General features: G+C 65.0%; 14 protein-coding genes and 1 pseudogene. 3 read left to right on the top strand and 12 right to left on the bottom strand.

The genetic code is table 11. From position 1 onward, the window contains the following. Positions 1–6: 6 nt before the first annotated feature. The 7 genes and pseudogenes from MESAU_RS32395 to MESAU_RS15245 form a co-directional block, all read right to left on the bottom strand. Positions 7–345 carry a hypothetical protein gene (locus tag MESAU_RS32395; protein ID WP_167331120.1) on the bottom strand — a complete coding sequence of 113 codons (339 nt, stop codon included), beginning with the start codon at positions 343–345 and terminating at the stop codon, positions 7–9. Positions 346–420: 75 nt separating this feature from the next. Continuing rightward, positions 421–1,503 carry a sensor histidine kinase gene (locus MESAU_RS15270; RefSeq protein ID WP_015316933.1) on the bottom strand — a complete coding sequence of 361 codons (1,083 nt, stop codon included), beginning with the start codon at positions 1,501–1,503 and terminating at the stop codon, positions 421–423. Positions 1,504–1,734: 231 nt separating this feature from the next. Continuing rightward, a pseudogene (locus tag MESAU_RS15265) lies at positions 1,735–1,920 on the bottom strand (efflux transporter outer membrane subunit); the annotation flags it as partial. A 47-nt stretch (positions 1,921–1,967) separates the two neighbouring features. Then, positions 1,968–5,123: an efflux RND transporter permease subunit gene (locus MESAU_RS15260; RefSeq protein WP_015316932.1), complete on the bottom strand. Its 3,156-nt coding sequence runs from the start codon at positions 5,121–5,123 to the stop codon at positions 1,968–1,970. Positions 5,124–5,127: 4 nt separating this feature from the next. Next, positions 5,128–6,402, bottom strand: a complete 1,275-nt coding sequence (locus MESAU_RS15255; RefSeq protein WP_015316931.1) for an efflux RND transporter periplasmic adaptor subunit — start codon at positions 6,400–6,402, stop codon at positions 5,128–5,130. A 278-nt stretch (positions 6,403–6,680) separates the two neighbouring features. After that, positions 6,681–6,911, bottom strand: a complete 231-nt coding sequence (locus MESAU_RS15250) for a hypothetical protein (RefSeq protein ID WP_224527071.1) — start codon at positions 6,909–6,911, stop codon at positions 6,681–6,683. Between the two features lie 103 nt (positions 6,912–7,014). After that, a complete protein-coding gene (locus MESAU_RS15245) occupies positions 7,015–7,716 on the bottom strand; it encodes a hypothetical protein (protein ID WP_015316928.1) in 702 nt (233 codons plus the stop codon). Positions 7,717–7,936: 220 nt separating this feature from the next. On the opposite strand from MESAU_RS15245, the gene MESAU_RS15240 reads away from it, so the two are divergent. Both MESAU_RS15240 and MESAU_RS15235 read left to right on the top strand, forming a co-directional pair. Then, complete coding sequence (locus MESAU_RS15240; protein ID WP_041163789.1) at positions 7,937–8,536, top strand: response regulator; 600 nt, start codon at positions 7,937–7,939, stop codon at positions 8,534–8,536. Further along, positions 8,533–9,774: an ATP-binding protein gene (locus tag MESAU_RS15235; protein ID WP_015316926.1), complete on the top strand. Its 1,242-nt coding sequence runs from the start codon at positions 8,533–8,535 to the stop codon at positions 9,772–9,774. The genes MESAU_RS15240 and MESAU_RS15235 overlap by 4 nt, the downstream gene beginning before the upstream one ends. 75 nt (positions 9,775–9,849) lie before the next feature. Here MESAU_RS15235 and MESAU_RS15230 read toward each other — a convergent pair whose 3' ends face one another. Beyond that, complete coding sequence (locus tag MESAU_RS15230; protein ID WP_015316925.1) at positions 9,850–11,310, bottom strand: coiled-coil domain-containing protein; 1,461 nt, start codon at positions 11,308–11,310, stop codon at positions 9,850–9,852. Positions 11,311–11,536: 226 nt separating this feature from the next. Here MESAU_RS15230 and MESAU_RS15225 point away from each other — a divergent pair, with 226 nt between their 5' ends. Continuing rightward, the gene (locus MESAU_RS15225; protein ID WP_342447678.1) at positions 11,537–12,184 is read left to right on the top strand and encodes a sulfotransferase family protein; all 648 of its coding nucleotides are present in this window, start codon (positions 11,537–11,539) and stop codon (positions 12,182–12,184) included. A gap of 84 nt (positions 12,185–12,268) precedes the next feature. Here MESAU_RS15225 and minE read toward each other — a convergent pair whose 3' ends face one another. The 4 genes from minE to MESAU_RS15205 all read right to left on the bottom strand — a co-directional run bounded on the left by minE (position 12,269) and on the right by MESAU_RS15205 (position 16,618). Then, positions 12,269–12,541 (bottom strand): cell division topological specificity factor MinE, encoded by a 273-nt coding sequence (minE, locus tag MESAU_RS15220; RefSeq protein WP_015316923.1) that lies wholly within the window; start codon positions 12,539–12,541, stop codon positions 12,269–12,271. Further along, on the bottom strand, positions 12,538–13,353 hold the full coding sequence (minD, locus tag MESAU_RS15215; RefSeq protein ID WP_015316922.1) for a septum site-determining protein MinD: 816 nt from the start codon (positions 13,351–13,353) through the stop codon (positions 12,538–12,540). The genes minE and minD overlap by 4 nt, the downstream gene beginning before the upstream one ends. A 170-nt stretch (positions 13,354–13,523) precedes the next feature. Next, positions 13,524–14,402, bottom strand: a complete 879-nt coding sequence (gene minC / locus MESAU_RS15210) for a septum site-determining protein MinC (protein WP_015316921.1) — start codon at positions 14,400–14,402, stop codon at positions 13,524–13,526. A gap of 158 nt (positions 14,403–14,560) precedes the next feature. Next, positions 14,561–16,618: a response regulator gene (locus MESAU_RS15205; protein ID WP_015316920.1), complete on the bottom strand. Its 2,058-nt coding sequence runs from the start codon at positions 16,616–16,618 to the stop codon at positions 14,561–14,563. Positions 16,619–16,620 lie beyond the last annotated feature (2 nt).

Below are 16,620 nucleotides of genomic sequence, written 5' to 3'. Positions count from 1 at the left end.
TGTGCTTCATCCCTCCATGCCCCGAGGCGAAAACCTGCCCGGCAGCAATGCAATAGGATGAACCGGCCTGGCTGTCGTGAGACAGCGCGGATGCCTCGATGGGGGCACGGCCAGAGACGGAGACGGCCGATGCCGTAAGGCGATTCCGCCACCGACAGGGCATCGGGCGCCGGCGCGACACCGATGGCCGCCGGCCCACGGACGCGTCGCTGGCGGCGGCCCGGTTGAGTTCGACGACGGTCCCTGCCCTGAGCAGATGCGCCGTAGATCGGTCAGCGTGGTGGGCGAAAGCGCCGTGCGCCGCGCCAGTTCGGCACGCGACTGGGGACCGTCGTCGCGCAGCATGCGCAGGATCGCCGCTCCAGACTGGATTTGGCAGAACGCCGAACCCGCCCTAACCAGTTGGTTTCCTGGAATTGCCTAGGCCGCGGCGGCGGAGCGCTTGAACACGATCGTGACCCGCGTGCCTTCGTCGGCGCTGGAAGTCACGTCGAACTCAGCCTTGGCGTTCTCTGTCAGCGATTGTGCGATGAGCGCGCCGAGCTTGCCTTGCTTGGGCCAGCTCTCGCCTTCCGGCAACCCGATCCCGTCATCGGCGACGACGACGCGGCAGCCATCCCCGTTCACGACGCTGTGCAGCGTGATCGTCCCGCTGTCACGCCCGCGAAATGCATGCTTGAGCGCGTTGGTCAGCAATTCGTTGACCACCAGGCCGGTGGGCATGGCAACGTTGATCGAAACCGGGTAGGTGTCCACCTTCATGTCGAGGCGAATGCCCTCGACAGCATGCGAACTCATCACGGCTGACGCGATCTGGCTCAGATAGACGCCGAGATCGACCTCCTCCTTGTGCTCCTCGCCCGATAGCGTTTGATAGAGGATGGCCAAGGCGTCGACGCGGCCGGCCAGTCTTTCGAAGCGTTTCCGGTCCGGCTCGGTCGCATTGCGCGTTTCGAGGCGGATCAGGGCGGTGATCATCTGCAGATTGTTCTTCACCCGGTGCTGCAATTCCCGCAGCAGCGTGTCTTTCTCGCGGACGCGCTCCTCGATCGAGCGCGCATCTTCGGTCTCGCCATGGGCCGAGACGTCGACCAGTGCCACCAGCCGGAAGCAGGCCTTGCCGTTGTCATCCTCGATGACGTTGGAATAGACGTCGACGATCGCAAGCTTGTCCTCGGCCCGCTCGAGCCGGAACGTGCCGACGAAATCGGTCCCGTCGACCACCGCATCGGACAGCGCGCTGTCCTTCTGCTGGTGCAGGCCAATGCCGGAAAGTGCCGCCCAATTCTTCTGGGCGAGGCTGGCCGCCTTCAGGCCCGACAGTTTCTCGAACTCCGGATTGGCATAGACGACACGTTCCTGCCCGCCGAGGTCCGAAACGGCGATGGCAATCGGCACCTGGTCGAGGAACTTCTTGAACTGTTCGCTTTCCAGCGCGCTGGCAAGGTCGGGCGTTTCCAGCAACTGCTCGACCGTTTCCGCCTTATCTGAATTCGATGTCATCTCTTGCATCCAGGAATTTTCTGGACGCCACCAATATCAGCGAAGCGATGCGCGAGCTATCGCCAAAAGTGCCACTTTCACCGGCATCAGGACTAGGCCCGCGCCGGCCTGGTCCCGCGCAACGGCAGCGCCATGGTGAAATCCAGGCCGTCGCCAAGATAATTCAGCTTGATGATGGCATCGCATTGCAAGCGTTCCCCAGCCTGGAAGCCCTGCGGGAACCCGAACCGGTCAACTCTGGCCGGCCACCTTCGCCAGCCGCGGACCGGTCTTGCCGTCGACGATCTCGGGCCTGGCGCTGTCGACCGCGCCGTCCCAGCCGCCGCCGAGCGCCTTGTTGAGGGCGATGTAGTCGGTCGCCAGAAGGACGCGGCTCTGCAACAGCGAATCCTCGACCGAGTAGAGCGAGCGCTGGGCCGCCTCGGCCACCGAGCCACGTTCAAAACCTGTCATGTGAAGAACCCTTACTGCTGGTTGGCCGTCACCGGCGTTTCGCCCGTATCCTGCCCGGGATCTGGTTTGGCCACCCTGCCCTTGAAGATGCGCCGCACCGTGACGAACAGCAGCGGCACCAGGAACACACCGATCACGGTCGCGGCGATCATGCCGCCCATCACGCCGATGCCGACGGAGTTCTGCGCGCCCGAGCCGGCGCCGCTGGCGATCGCAAGCGGCGTGACGCCGAGGATGAAGGCCAGCGACGTCATCAGGATCGGCCGCAACCGCTGTCGCGCCGCCTCGAGCGTTGCCTCCACCAGCCCCATGCCGGCCGCCTGCCGTTCAATGGCGAACTCGACGATCAGGATGGCGTTCTTGGCGGCGAGGCCGATCGTGGTCAGCAGGCCGACCTTGAAATAGACGTCGTTGGTCTGGCCGAACAGGCTTGCCGCCAGCAGCGCGCCGAAGATGCCGATCGGTACCGACAGCATCACCGCGAACGGGATCGACCAGCTCTCATAGAGCGCGGCCAGGCACAGGAACACGACCAAGGCCGAGATCGCATAGAGCGACATCGCCTGGTTGCCCGAAAGCCGCTCCTGATGCGACAGCCCGGTCCATTCATGCGAATAGCCGGCCGGCAGTTGCGCGACGAGTTTGTCGATCTCGTCCATCGCCGCACCCGAGCTCACGCCCGCTGCCGCCGCGCCCTGGATCTCGACCGCGGCCGAACCATTATAGCGTTCGAGCCGGGGCGAACCGAATGTCCAGTGGCTGGAGGCAAAGGCCGAGAACGGCACCATGGCGCCGCTTGAATTGCGAACCTGCCATTTGTCGAGATCCTCCGGCTGCATGCGGAAATTCGCGTCCGATTGCATGTAGACCGGCTTCACCCGTCCGCGATCGATGAAGTCGTTGACGTAATCGCTGCCCCAGGCGCTGGACAACGTGTTGTTGATGTCGGCAAGGCTGACGCCCAGCGCGCTCGCCTTCTCCTGGTCGATGTCGACCGAGAATTGCGGCTGGTCCTCCTGGCCGTTGGGACGCGTGTTTGCGAGCACCTTGCTCTGCCCAGCCAAGGCCAGAAGCTGGTTGCGCGTCTGGATCAGCGCGTCATGGCCGGCGCCGTTGACGTCCTGCAGGTAGAAATCGAAGCCGTTGGTGTTGCCGAAGCCCTGGATGGCCGGGGGCGCCAGCGCGAAGACCTGCGCATCCCTGATCTTGGAGAACGCGCCCATGGCGCGGCCGGCGATCGCCTGCGCGGCCATTGCGGACGACTTGCGCTGGGCGAAATCCTTCAGCCGCACGAAGCCGATGCCGACATTCTGCCCGGCTCCGCCGAAGCCGAAGCCCGACGCGGTGAAGACCCCGTCGACGGCGTCCTTTTCGTCGTTGAGATAGTGGTCGGTGACTTGCTTCAGCACGCGCTCCGTGCGGTCCTGCGTGGCGCCGACCGGCAATTGCACGCTGGTGATCAGGATGCCCTGGTCTTCTTCCGGCAGGAACGAGCTCGGCAACCGCGCAAACATCCAGCCCATGGCGACGACGATGGCGAGGAAGATGGCAAGAAATCGCCACGACCGGTTGATGATGCCGTGCGAGCCGTCGCGATAGGCCGTCGTGCCGCGATCGAACATCCTGTTGAACCAGCCGAACGGACCGGTCTGCGTGGCATGGTCCTTCGGCCGCCGCAGGATCGTGGCGCACAATGCCGGCGTCAGCACCAGAGCCACCAGCACGGACAGCACCATGGCCGAGACGATGGTCACCGAGAACTGCCGGTAGATGATGCCGGTCGAGCCGCCGAAGAAGGCCATCGGCACGAACACCGCCGACAGCACGGTGGCGATGCCGACCAGCGCGCCGGTGATCTCGTTCATCGATTTTCGCGTCGCCTCCTTCGGCGACAGATCTTCCTCCTGCATGACGCGTTCGACATTCTCGACCACGACGATGGCGTCGTCGACGAGCAGGCCGATGGCCAGCACCATGGCGAACATGGTCAGCGTGTTGACCGAATAGCCGAACAGCGACAGCACGCCGAACGTGCCCAGCAGCACCACCGGCACCGCGATGGTCGGGATGATCGTCGCCCGCAAGTTCTGCAGGAAGATGAACATCACCAGGAACACCAGCACGATCGCCTCGGCTAGCGTCTTGACCACCTCCTCGATCGACAGCCGCACGAAGGGCGAGGTGTCGTAGGGATAGACGACCTCGACGCCTTGCGGGAAGGTCGAGCTCAGCCGGTTTATCGTCGAGCGCACCGCTTCGGCGGTGCTGATCGCGTTGGCACCGGTCGCCAGGTTGACGGCGACGCCCGCCGCCGGCTTGCCGTTGTAGTTGGCTTGCGTCGTATAGCTTTCGGCGCCGAGTTCGACGGTGGCGACGTCGTTGAGGCGGACCAGCGAGCCGTCCGTCTGGCTCTTCAGGATGATGTTGCGGAACTGTTCGGCGGTTTGCAGCCGGCTCTTGGCGGTCACCGTGGCGTTGAGCTGCTGGCCCTTGCGCGCCGGCAGACCGCCGAGCTGGCCGGCCGAAACCTGCGTGTTCTGCGCCTCGATGGCGCTCGCCACGTCGCTTGGCATCAGCGCGTATTTGGCCAGCTTGTCGGGGTCGAGCCAGATCCGCATCGCATAGCCCGAGCCGAAGAGCTGCGTCGAGCCCACGCCTTCGACGCGCTTCAGCGTGTCGTTGACGGTGGCGTCGACATAGTCGGCGAGGTCGGTCGAGTTCATCTTGCCGTCGCTGGAGACGAAGCCGATGACCATCAGGAAGCCGGTCGAGGATTTGGAGACGGTGATGCCGTTGCTCTGCACTACCTGCGGCAGTTGCGACTGCACCAGCTGCAGCTTGTTCTGCGTCTGCACCTGGGCGGTGTCGGGGTCGGCCGAACTGGTGAAGGTCAGCGTGATCGAGGCCGAACCGGTCGCGGTCGAGGTCGCCGTCATGTAGTCGAGATTGTCGATGCCGGTCATGCCTTGCTCGATGACCTTGGTCACCGAGTTCTCGACCGTCTGGGCGTCCGCGCCCGGATAGGTGGCGCTGATATTGACCGTGGTCGGCGCGATCTGCGGATATTGCGAGATCGGCAGCGTGGTGAGTGCGAGCAGACCGCCCAGCATGATCACGATGGCGATCACCCAGGCGAAGATCGGCCGGTTGATGAAAAATGCTGACATCGTCTCAGTTCCCGGTCGACGCGGCGGGTTGCTGGCCGGTGCTGGCCACCTTGGATGGGGCCGGCAAGGCGGAGGTCTGGCCGCGATCCTTGATCTCACCGGTCGCCTCGTCGATCGTCACTTCGACGCCGGTCGCATCGCCGCCGGGGCGCACGAGCTGCAGGCCCTCGACGATGACACGGTCACCATCGCCCACGCCGCTGTCGACCAGCCAGCTGTTGCCGACGGTGTTGCGCACGGCGAGCACGCGCGTCTCGACCTTGCCCTGCGCATTGATGACCATGGCCGTCGCCTCACCCTTCGTGTTGCGGGTGACGGCGCGCTGCGGCACGAGAAAACTGTTCTGGGCAACGCCCTCCTCGACCAGCGCCCGCACATACATGCCCGGCAGAAGCAGGCGGTCGGGGTTGGGGAACTCGGCCCTGAGCGCGAACGTGCCGGTGGTCTGGTCGACATTGGCGCCGGCGAATTCCAGCTTGCCGGTCTGCGCGTAGATGGTGCCGTTCTCGAGCTTCAGCTTGACGCTGACATTGGGGCCGCTGAACTTCAGCCGCCCTTCCGAGATCGCCTGGCGCAGGTTGAGCAAATTGGTGCTCGACTGCGTGACGTCGACATTGATCGGGTCGAGCGAACGGATCGTGGTCAGCACCGTCTCCTGGTTGGCGGTGACCAGCGCGCCCGGTGTCAGCGTGGACTTGTCGATGCGGCCTGCGATCGGCGCGGTGATCGAGGTGCGGTCGAGGCTGATGCGCGCGGTTTCGGCGCTCGCCTTGGCGGAAGCCACATCCGCCTGCGCCTGCGCAAGCGTGGCGGCGGCGTCATCATAATCCTGTTTGGAAACAACGTTCTGCTTCAACAGGCCGGCGTATCTGTCGAACTTGGCCTGCGCGGTAGGCACCGCCGCCGCCGCCTTCTGCTGCGCCGCGACCGCGCTGTCATAAGCCGCCTTGTAGCTCGCCGGGTCGATGAGGTAGAGCGGCTGTCCCGCCGCCACCTCGCTGCCTTCCTTGAACAGTCGTTGCTGGATGATGCCGTTCACTTGTGGACGCACCTCGGCGATCAGCGAGGCCGCCGTGCGCCCCGACAGTTCGGCTGTGATCGCCACCGATTGCGGATGCAGCGTGACGACGCCGACTTCCGGTTTGCCGACGCCGCCCATGCCTGCGGGAGCCTTGCCGCCCTCCTGTGAGCAGGCCGCCAGGAGAAGAGCCGCGGCAAGCGCCGTCCAGGACGCGAGCCGGCGAACTGGCGGGGAGGACTGGCTAGACTGCATGGACATGGCTGAATGATCTTTCGCTGGGGGTGCGGTGACCGCCTGGGCTTTGGCCAATGCAAAGCGAGGCCAAACGCCGGCGGTCGCAGGTGAGGCTTGAGGCGGACGATGTCGTGACGAGGGGTCGCGCCCACTTGCGGGCGGCGTCGAGCGGTGCTTCGAAGCGGCTCATGTCGCGCTCCTTCTTCCTGGCTGGAGCGCACCCGAGGATCGGATGGCTGGCCGCGATGCCCTCCGCGCCATTATGCCGATCAGCACCGACATGCCAAGCGCCTTGCCAGGTCTCACGCGATCTTGCGGTCATGATTTCCGTGGCCATCGGCGTGCCGCGAGATCGGCAGCGACAGGCGCCAGGCGGCGAATTCCAGCCGGATCGCGCCTTGCAGCGTGTCGACCGGCAAGGCCGGCGGCGTTGCGGCATGATCGATGCGCCGGCCGAACGAATATTTCGGGCTGGCCGATGCGATCAGCCGCAGCAGCATCAGGGCTTCCCACATTGTCGTGCCTTGTTGCATGGGGTGAATCCGGGAAGGCGCGATCCGCCATCCCGGAGAAGGAAACCCGGCCGGCCCGGGAACGGGTTGGGTACCGGGGCCGGCCGGCGCAGCCGGTCGGTTGTCAGCCGTTCCCGGGCTGGGGCGGCGGCATCGGGCCATCATTGGGCGGGCCTGCCGGACCGACTGCGTCATTCGGCGGGCCGCCCCATGGACCGGGGGGTGGTCCATGTGGGCGTTCCGCCGAAACGAGGATTTCGAGCTGTTCAGGCGTGAGCTTGGCGCGCAGCTCGGCGATCGCGTCCTTCAGCTTGGCGGCCGAAGCCGCACGCGCCGTGACGTCGTCTGCCAGCCTTTCCTGGAAGGCGAACGGATCGGGCTTGCCGGCCGGCCCTGCATCGGGGCCTTTCGCCTGCGGCCCGCCATCCGGCCCTCCAGGCCCGCCAGTGCCACCCGGACCACGGTCCGGCCGCGGTGGCGAAAGCACCGCCTGCAGCGCGCTGGTGTAGTCGCGCCAGGCGTCGAGCTGTTCGCTGCGGATGCCGACGCGTGTTTCGAGCGCGGCGAGCCGGGCGGCCAGCATGAATTCCGGCGGCGGCCCCACGCGGCGGGGGCCGAAGCCTTGCGGGCCGAAACTGTGCGGGCCAAAACCCTGCGGACCCCATCCTTGCGGAGGATGCGGCATCGAGCCATGGTCCGTTCCATCCTGCATTGCCATGGCAGGCGGCGGCCCGCCTGGCGCCGCGCCCGGGTCGGGCTGCGCCGCCAGCGCGGGGTGGATGGCGGCGGCGGAAAACAGGCCGACCGCAAGAAGTCTGCTTCGCATGACGGTATTCCTTTCATCCCTGCTTTGGACGTCAGGAGGATAGGAAGCGTGTTTGTCTGCTTCGCGTCGGCATGTTGCCGAAGGTTTCCGCAAAAGGGCAATTTGTTTCCGAATGTTTCCATCCCCCGGCCAGAAACATTGGGTTGCAATTTTCCATGCCGCTTGCGCGCGCGCTCCCTATAATCAGGACAAGCCCGGGATCATGGGCAAGGGCACGATAATGCAGTCACAACCCCACATCCTCGTCGTCGACGACGACCGCGAAATCCGTACGCTGCTCGGGCGCTATCTCGACGGCCAGGGTTTTCGCGTCTCGGTGGCGGCCGACAGGCGCGAATGCGAGCAGAAGCTGGCCACTGGCCAGTTCGACCTGGCCGTGCTCGACGTCATGCTGCCGGATGGTTCGGGGCTCGACATCTGCCGGGGCTTGCGCGACCGCAAGCCGCATATTCCCGTCATCCTGCTGACGGCGCTGAAGGAGGATGTCGACCGCATCATCGGGCTGGAACTCGGCGCCGACGACTATCTCGGCAAGCCGTTCAACCCGCGCGAGCTCACCGCCCGCATCCGCGCCGTGCTCAGGCGCTCGACGCCGGAAGAAGCGGCACCCGCGCGCCCCGGCCGGCTGCTGTCGCGCGACCAGCTGCTTGATCTCACGCAAGGCCGCGAGCGCGACCCGCTCGAACGCTCGGTCGACGTGCTGATGAGCCGGCTGCGCCGCAAATTCACCGACACCGGCGACGGGCCGCTGTTCAAGACGGTGCGCAATGGCGGCTACCAGCTGACCGCGCGCGTCGAGACGGTGGAGGCGCAGGCGTGAACTCGCTGCGCCGCCGCCTCATCCTTTTGCTGGTCGCCTCTATCGTCGGTGTCGTCGGCCTGGCGACGGCGGCGGTCCTCAGCGTGCGCGGCGGCGGGCCGCCGCCGGAACTCGTCGTGCCATGGGTTGCCCAGCAGATGGAACTCGTGGTGCGGCTGCTGCCGGGGCCGATACCGGATGTGCTGCGAGTGCAATTCAGCGACCGGCCGGCGGATGGCAAGGTGGACCGGCAGGAGACGGCGATGCTCAATGATCTGCTGCGCCGCCGCGGCTTCGACGTGCTGGCCATCGTCAGCGACAAACCGGGTGAACCCAGCCAACGTGCCTCGATGCGCCTGCCCGACAGCCGGTGGGCGATCCTCGAAATAGCACATATCGACCCGCCCAGGCGCGAATGGCTGGTTCTTGCCGGCTGGATCTCGCTGATCGTGGCCGGCGCCACCGCCGTCTCTGTCTATTTCACCTCGGTGCTGATCCGGCCGCTCGAAATGCTGGAGGCCACCGTCTCCAAGATCGGCAGCGACGGCGTGCTGGCGCCAGTGCCGGAGGTAGGCTCGGCCGAGGTCAAGGCCACGGCGCACGCACTGAACCAGCTCTCGTCCAGGCTGAAGACCGCCATGGAAAGCCGCATGCGGCTGGTGGCCGCCGCCGGCCACGATCTGCGCACGCCGATGACGCGCATGCGGCTGCGCGCCGAATTCCTCGACGAGGAGCGCGACAAGTGGCTGCACGACCTCGACGAGCTCGACCGCATCGCCGACAGCGCCATCCGCCTGGTGCGCGAGGAGGTGAACCAGGATGCCGTCGAGCCGCTCGACCTGGAAAAGATGGTGCGCGACATATCTGCCGAGATGGTTACGCTCGGCCATTCCGTCTCGATCGGGCAGCTGGACAGGGTTGCGGTCCGCGCCGGCGCGCTCGGCCTGCGCCGCGCCGTGCGCAATCTGGTCGTCAACGCCGCCACCCACGGCAAGGCCTGCACGATCGCGCTCGACCTCGCCGACAGGCGCGCCGTGCTCTCCATATCGGACGTCGGCCCGGGCATTCCGCCCGACCTCATCAACAAGGCCTTCGAGCCCTTCTTCCGCGTCGACCCCGGCCGCCAGCAATCCATTCCAGGCGCCGGCCTCGGCCTCGCCATAGCCAAGGAGATCATCGAGCGCTACGGCGGCACCGTGACGCTGGAGAACCGCCAGGGCGGCGGGCTGGCGCAGACGGTGGTGTTCGCGGCGGTGTGATTGGGTCAGGCCCGTCCACATCGCGAAAGGCAGCCCAATGCTGGGACTGCCAAGCAACGAGGTCTGCGAAGCGCGCTACGACGTGGCGCGCAGATTCCTGCGGATGGGACGCCTGCCCGTTGCACGGGCTTTCTCGGCCACCACGGCAGCGATCTCCACCACCTCGCCCTCGCGCGATTTGCCGTTAGTGGCCTTGTGGAGCCGCTCGTAGGGCAGCAGTTCCTTGATCCGGGCATTGAGCGACGCGATTTCGGCCCGCAAATCCTCGCATTCCTGCCGCTGGACATCCCGTTGTATGTCCTCCGATGCCTGTTGCAGCGCAAGTTGCGAAAGATTGGCGTTCGCTTTCGAAAGGCTCAGCTTGTCGGCTTCGTTCTCGTCGGTGAGCGCGGACAATCTTTCATCGGCGATTTTCTTTTCGGCCACTGCGTCGTCCAGGTCGGTCTTGAGCCTGGCGATTTCGGCGGCGGCCGCACTGTTCTCGTTCGAGGCCCGCTCCAGCCGCGATTCCAGGTCTTGGATCTCGGACCGCAATCCGCGCATCTCCGTCTGGCCGCGAGCCCGTTCGGCTTCCCAGTCACCTTCCATCAGGCTGGCCGTTTCGGTCTTTTCCGCCAGCTTCGCCTGTGTGGCCTCGAGCGCCTTCTGCAGCCGGATCTCCTCTTTCTCGCTCTTGCCAAGCGCCGCCATCAGTTCGGCAAGGCGCGCCGCTTCGCTGGCGTGGACTGCCGAAAGCTCGTCCAGCCTGTGGCGCGCCTGGCTCTCCCGCTTCAGCACCTTGTCGAGTTCGACCGACAGGCTGACATGTTTTTCCCGCAGCATCTTGCTCTCGCGCAAGCGCCTGTTGGCCTCGACCGTCCTTGCCGTCAGCCGGTTGGCGATGTCGCCGAATTCCGCGTCGCGTTTGGCGCTGGCATTGCCCATCTCGGCGAGCTCGAGCCTTGCCGCCGCGAGCGCTGTGCGAAGCGCATCCCGGTCCTGGACCAGGTCTGTCTCGCGCTGCTGCAGCACTTCGCACGTGCTGTCACGCTCGCGCAGCTTCGCCGCCGTGTCGTGCAGCTTTTCCGACAGCGCTCGTTGCTCGGCGATCAGGCCGGCGTTTGCGAGCTCCAGCTCATTGGCGCGAAGAATGTCGGTGTGGAGGATGTTGAGGAATTCGCGCGTCAGATGGTGCGAGGTCGAGATTTCCGACAATTTGCCGTTGATCTCATCCAGATAATCCCTGGCGTCGTGGAACATTCCTTCGAAGGCGTTCAACGCCGCGAGCCGGGTCTGGGCATGGGGCGTCAGTCGTGGCGTGGTTTCGGCGGTGTCGGTGTTGCCCGCATCGTCGGGATTGTCCGCGCCCTCCGCTTGCGCCGCATCGGCTTGGGGTGGCGAGAGGGTTGACGCGTCATCGGGGATATCGTCGCCCTGCGGCGGTGCCTCGAATTCGCTGTCGAGGCTGGCATCCAGGGCGTCCGCCAGATCGTCCTGCAACTCCTGGAGTGCGTCGTCTACGTCTTCAGCACGCTTGATCAGGCTCTTGAAGTTCATACGGAACTCCCTCTTACGCAAAGAAAACCAGATATTTAACAAACTGCTAATATGTATCCTTACATCCGCTTATTCCGCAGGGGAAGCCCCCCTAGGGAAATGTAAATTTCAGACATTTGGGGATTTGCACCGCCGCGACAGCCAGTGCCGGGTCCCGGGCTGGCACAGACCGTAGCGTTCGCGGCGATGTCAACGCTTCTCGTGCATATTCGGTGTGCAGCCTGATATGCTGCCAGCAAACGGCTTGCAGGTCGAACGGGAGGGGATGGAGATGTCGATCAAGGTGATCGGAACCGGCTTTGGCCGAACGGGCACGGATTCGATGCGCGAGGCGCTGGCCATTCTCGGCTACGGCCCCTGTCATCACATGCATGAAGTGATCGGCAACGAGGAGCAGAAACGGATGTGGCGTGCGCTGGCCCAAGGTGCCGCGCCGGACTGGAACCAGCTGCTGTCGGGCTATGTCTCCTGCCTGGACTGGCCTTCGGCGTACTACTGGCGCGAACTGATCGAATTCTATCCGAATGCCAGGGTGATCCTGACCTACCGCTCGGCCGAAAGCTGGTGGGAAAGTTTTGAAAAAACGATCGCGGCGGGACTTGAGCAAAGCGTCGATCAAGAATCGCTGGGCCTCGCCCTGATCGCCAGGCAGGTGTTCGGCGGCCGGTCCGGCGATCGAGCGCATGCCATTGCCTGCTACGAAGCCAATGTCCGTGCGGTGTACGCCGAAGTGCCACCGGAGCGGCTGCTGGTCCACGCTCTTGGCGATGGCTGGGAACCGCTGTGCACTCATCTGGGCGTTGCGATACCGGATCAGGACTATCCCAATCGCAACAGCGCCGCGGGCTTCAGGTCGAGATTTTCGCTGAACTGATCTGGACGAAAACCGGCGGTGCCGGCCCGGCAATCCGGGTTCCTCGCCCCCTGTGGAGCGGGGCGAGGAAAAGGCGCACCGTTTTTACCCCGCCATGGCCAGCGGCACGGCGCTCTTGTTGGGGATCTGGATGTCGATTTCCAGCGTCGACATGGTCTCACCCCGCTCCATTGAGACCTGGAGATAGTCCTGGTCGATCTGCACATGCTTGGCGATCACAGCCATGATCTCCTCCCGCAGAATGGAGACGAGGTCGGGCTGGCCACGGCTGCGGCGCTCATAGGCGAGCAACACCTGCAGCCGCTCGCGCGCCACCGGCGCGCTGGTGCGCCGCTTGAAGAGGTCGAGGATGCTCATGCGGCCCTCCTTCCGAGCAGACGGTCGAGGAAACCCTTGCGTTCGAAGGGCACCACCACCGGCAAGTCTTCGCCTTCAAGCCGCCGTGCCGCTTCGAGATAGGCCTTGGCGGCGTTGTTGAGCGGTTCCGACAGCGTCACCGGCGAACCGAGGTTGGAGGCGCGCAGCACATCCTGGCTTTCCGGGATGATGCCGAGCAGCGGCACCGACAGGATTTCCAGCACGTCGTCGATCGAGAGCATTTCTCCCCGCGCGGCGCGCGCCGCGTCATAGCGCGTGACCAGCACATGCTTGGCGATCTGCTCGCCCTGTTCGGCGCGCATGGTGCGGGCGTCGAGCAGGCCGATGATGCGGTCGGAATCGCGCACCGACGACACTTCCGGATTGGTGACGATGACGGCCTCGTCGGCAAAGCGCATGGCGAGCTGCGCGCCGCGCTCGATGCCGGCCGGGCTGTCGCAGAAGACATAGTCGAAGACCGAACGCAGCTTGTCGATCACCTCGCCGACGCCGTCCTCGGTCAGCGCGTCCTTGTCCCGCGTCTGCGACGCCGGCAGCAGGAACAGCGTGTCGACGCGCTTGTCGCGGATCAGTGCCTGCGACAGCTTGGCCTGGCCCTGGATGACGTTGACGAGGTCGAACACGACGCGCCGCTCGGCGCCCATGATCAGGTCGAGATTGCGCAGGCCGACGTCGAAATCGACCAGCGCCACCTTCTTGCCGGTCTTGGCGACCGCGGCACCCAGCGCGGCCGTCGAGGTGGTCTTGCCGACGCCCCCCTTGCCCGATGTGACGACCACTACCTTGCCCATGGAAAAAGCCTCCGTTGCCTGTTGTCGTTTGTTGTGCCGTGCGCCGCACGGCTGTTGTCAGAGCCTGCCATCATGCCATCCCAAACCGGTCCGAGGCTTGCGCGCGGCGATGGTGCCTCGGCGCTTGTCCGGGCCGGAACCGTGAAGCCGGGCGTCAGCATCGCGCCGCCCTAGTTCAGCGGCACGACGGCGAGCATGTCGCCTTCGAGGAAGGCCTGCACGGCCTTGCCGCGCGAGACGCCTTCCATCTCTTCGGCGGTGGTGTACCAGCCGTCGATCGAAATCAGCTCCGCCTCGTTCTTGCGGCAGAAGATGCGTGCCGACCGGTTGCCCTGCGAGCCGGCGATGGCGCGGCCGCGTAAGGTCCCATAGACATGGATAGAGCCCGCCGCGATGATTTCGGAGCCGGACGCGACCGAGCCCAAAACGATGACATCGCCATGTGGATGGAAGATCGACTGACCCGAGCGGATCGGCGACTTGACCATAAGCGTGCCGGCCTGGACAGTTTCGATCGCGCCTGCTTCCGCGGCCTTGGCTGCCTTGCCCTTGCCCGCCTCGGCCCTGGCTTCGCCGGCCTTGCCCTCGCCGGCCTTGACTTCGCCGGCCTTGACTTCGCCGGCCTTGCCGGCATCCTTGCCGCGATCCGAAAACACCGTTTCCAGCTTGCCGGCTTCATCAGCCGCCTCAGCCTTGCCCTTGCGGCCGGGCTGCGACAGCAGGCCATCCGTGGTGGCCTCCTTGGCGCCGCCAAGCAACGGCGGCAGGTCAAGCCCGAGCGAGGCCCCTTCAAGCTCGATGGCATAAACCCGGATGCCCCGTGCACCGAGCGAAGCAACCAGCAGCCCGATGTCGGCGACGTCGGGCTTCAGCACGTTCAGATCGAGCACCACCGGCCGTCCCGCAAAATACCCCGGCGAATTGCCGATCCAGTGATCCAGCCCCTCCAGCCAGGCGGAAATCGGCGCCTCCGGCGTGAGCGTAAAGGCCACGAAAGAACGGGCGCGAAAACGAATGGATTTTGTTTCGACGGGGGCGGCAAAGGTCACGGCCAGCGAATCCTTACTGAGAGGTAAACGCTAGGGGGTTAATGGTTAACGAATGGTTAACGGCAAGGGGCAACTCGGCAGCTGGTGCGAGAAATTGGGAGGTCGGCTAAGCGCCTGCGGAGACCGACGACAAGCGCGGCTCCCCCGAACCACGGCCTTCAGCGGCGGCGCGAAGCTGATCGAATGGCTGCTACCAAATGGGCATCTTCGAAGGGCTTGCTGATCAACGCCACGTCGTGAGGGCGGTCCGAGATCTTCTCGGCATCGGCGTAGCCCGTGACGATGAGTGCCGGCCAATCCGCGCGCAGGCTTCGGGCGAAGCGGATGACGTCGATGCCCGAAATGAGCGGCATGGCGAAGTCGGTTACGATGACGTCGAAACGGTCCGGTTCCTTTTCGATGGCGGCCAGTGCCTGGGCGCCGCCGGAAAACGCCGTCACGTCGAAACCCGATTGCCGCAGCGACATCGCCGTCAACTCCCGCAGGGATTGACTGTCGTCGATGAGCAGAACAGTCGGCAACTGATCCTCAACCGCCGTCGGGAGGTCCGTGCCGGCATCGTTCGCGGCACTGGCTTCGAAAACGGGCTCATCCCTGGCGGTGACGTCTTGCGCCTCGCGTGAACGGGGCAGCCAGAGCTCCATGGTGGTGCCGTGACCAAGCTCGCTGTCAATCCTGAGCGTGCCACCCGATTGCTTGGCGAAACCATAGACAGTGCTGAGGCCCAGACCCGTGCCCTTCCCGATCGGCTTTGTCGTGAAGAACGGCTCGATCACCTTGCTGATGACATCCGCGGCGATACCTGTCCCGGTGTCCTCGACCGCAAGCCTGACATAGTCGCCCGCGGCAAGCCCCTGGCCGGTGTGGCCGACGCTGCGATTGTGGGCCTTGACGCAGATTGTCCCGCCGGAAGGCATCGCGTCGTGGGCATTGAAGACCAGGTTCATCAAAGCAAGCTCAAGCTGCGCCGGGTCCGCATGCACCGGCCATATGTCGTCACCGACATGCCAGTCGAAGCGCACCAGGCCGCCCAGGATCGGCGCCACAAGGCCGGTCATCGTGTCTCCCAGGCTCGACATCCGCACGGCAACCGGTTTCAGATCCTGGCGCCTTGAAAAGGCGAGCATGCGCTGGATGAGGTCCTTGCCTTGGGAAGCGGAGCGGCGCGTCATGTCGAGAACCTGGGCCGCCTTGCCGTCGAGGCTCACTTGCCTTTCGAGCAGGCTCAGCCCGGAGAGGATCGCCGCAAGCAGATTGTTGAAATCGTGGGCAAGTCCGCCGGTCAGCTTGCCGATCGCATCGAGCCGCTGCGATTGCAGCAATTGACTTTCCAGATGGCGCTGCTCGGTGATGTCCTGCATGGTGCCCAGCAGTTCGAGCCCGGCGCCATCCCTGGCGACCACTCCCTGGTCGAGGAATATCCGGTATTCCTCATTGGCGCATCGCCAGCGGAACTCGCACGCATAAGAGCCGGTCTCGTGGGCGGCCGAAAGCGATCTTGTCACCGCGTCCCTATCAGCCGGATGGACCCGGCTGATGCCGAAATCTGGATCCGCCATGAACCGGTCCGGAGAAAATCCCGTCAACCGCTCGACCCCCTTGGAAACATAGCTTGCGGCGAATGGCGCCTCGGCCGCGCGGGCGTGAAAACAGATCGGCAGCGAAGCGAGGATCGCCTCCTGCCGGGCCTCGGAATGCCGCAGCGCCCGCTCGGCGTCGAGCTTGTCGGAGGTCGCCTTCAGCGCTCGCTCAAGCAGCAGTTGCTCCCTGGCAGCATTCCGTTCGATTTCCCTCGTCTTTTCATAGAGATCGACGAAGACCATGACCTTGGACCGCAGCATCGACGGGTCGAATGGCTTGAACAGATAATCCACCGCGCCGGCGTCATAGCCGCGCAACATATGTGCTTCTTCCTTGTTGATGGCGGTCAGGAAGATGATCGGCGTGGCGTTCGAACGTTCGCGCCTCCGGATCAGCGAAGCGGTTTCGTAGCCGTCGAGACCGGGCATCAGCACATCCAGCAGAATGACGGCGAAGTCGTCCTTGAGCAGAAAGCGCAGCGCCTCGTCGCCCGACTGGGCGCAAATCACCTGCCCGACCCCGTCAAGTGCCTCCTCAATGGCAAGGAGATTTCGCGCGTCGTCGTCGACAGCCAGAACGCGAACCGGCCCCAGCTTTTCGAACGGTTCGCTGCTTTCTGCTTCCATCGCCGCCATTG

It is taken from the genome of Mesorhizobium australicum WSM2073 (assembly GCF_000230995.2).
GTDB classification, from domain to species: domain Bacteria; phylum Pseudomonadota; class Alphaproteobacteria; order Rhizobiales; family Rhizobiaceae; genus Mesorhizobium; species Mesorhizobium australicum.
This window is presented reverse-complemented; position numbering and strand designations above follow the sequence as displayed.